The 1,500-nt window shown below is 73.7% G+C and carries 1 protein-coding gene; it reads left to right on the top strand.

Going from position 1 to position 1,500, the window contains the following annotated elements:
• A partial coding sequence (locus tag MEICH_RS24340) for a DNA repair protein RecN (protein WP_051304060.1) occupies positions 1–1,354 on the top strand: 1,354 nt, incomplete at its 5' end.
• Positions 1,355–1,500: the final 146 nt, after the last annotated feature.

Genomic DNA, 1,500 nt, shown 5'->3' with positions numbered 1-1,500 from the left:
CTTCTCGAGGCGGGTCGCGGGGGGGCGCAGCACGCCGCGGCTGGACGGCGAGGTGGTCTCCTTGCGCGAGTTGGCCGAGGCGACGGGGGAGCACCTCGCCATCCACGCCCAGCACGCGGCGCTGGCCCTGGCCTCGCGCAAGGCGCAGCGCGGCCTGCTGGACAGCCTCATCGAAGGGGCGACCCTCGAGGCCTACCGCGAGCGCTACGCCCGCTGGCGGGGCCTGCTGGCCGAGCAGGAGCGGCTCTCCCAGGCCGCGCGGGAGCGCGAGCGGCGGCTGGACGTGCTGCGCTTCCAGCTCAAGGAGATCGACGACGCGCGGCTGGAGCCCGGCGAGAAGCAGCGCCTGGAGAACGAGGTCGAGCGGCTGCGCCACCTCGAGACCCTGCGCGAGCGGGTGGGGGCGGCGGCCGGCGGGCTCAGCGGCGAGGGCGACGGGCTGGGGATCGTGGGGGCCGCGCTCAAGGAGCTGCGCAGCGCCGCCCGCTACGACAGCGGCCTGGAGAGCCTGGGCAACGACCTCGAGGCCGCCCTGGACAGCCTGCGGGCCATCGCCCGCGAGCTGGAGGACTACCTCGAGGGCCTCGAGGCCGACCCCGCCCGCCTCGAGGAGGTCGAGGGGCGCCTGGCCCTCATCGAGCGGCTGGAGCGCAAGTACGGCGAGGGGGTGGAGGGCATCCTGGCCTTCGCGGAGGAGTCGCGCCGCGAGCTGGCCGAGCTCGAGGGGGCCGAGGACCGGCTGGCCGCCCTGGCGGGCGAGGTGGCGAAGGCCCACGCCGAGCTGACGCAGGCCGGGGAGGCCCTCTCCGAGGCCCGCCGCGCCGCCGCCCGCGACCTCAGCGCCAAGGCCACGCAGGAGATCCGCTTCCTGGGGATGCCCGAGGCCCGCTTCGAGGTGGGCCTGGTCCCCCTCAACGAGCCGGGGCCGGAGGGGCTCGAGGAGGTGCAGCTCCTCTTCAGCGCCAACCCCGGGCAGGGGCTGGCCCCGCTGGAGAAGGCCGCCTCGGGCGGCGAGCTCTCGCGGGTGATGCTCGCGCTGGCGCTGCTCACGGGCAGCGAGGCCGACACCGTGGTCTTCGACGAGGTGGACGCCGGGGTGGGCGGGGAGGCCGCCTGGCGCGTGGCCGAGCGGCTGGCCCGGCTGGCCAAGCGCCGGCAGGTGCTGGTGGTGACCCACCTCCCCCAGATCGCCGCCCAGGCCCAGCAGCACTACCGGGTGGTCAAGAACAAGGGCCGGGTGGAGATCCAGGCGCTGGGGGGCGAGGAGCGGGTGCGCGAGCTGGCCCGCATGCTCTCGGGCTCCTACTCCGACGCCGCCATGCAGCACGCCCGCGAGCTGCTGCAAGCGCGGTAGCTCACCGGCGCTCGAGCCCATAATACCGGATTCAAAAAGATAATCATCCAAATCCAAAGATCCCAGAGGTTATCTTTTTGAATCCCAGAGCACACCCCTCCCTGACGGTCGGCGAAGAAAGCGTATCCCTTCGGTCGGGTCAGTCC

The organism is Calidithermus chliarophilus DSM 9957, assembly GCF_000430045.1.
In the GTDB taxonomy this organism is placed as follows: Bacteria; Deinococcota; Deinococci; order Deinococcales; family Thermaceae; genus Calidithermus; species Calidithermus chliarophilus.
This window is presented reverse-complemented; position numbering and strand designations above follow the sequence as displayed.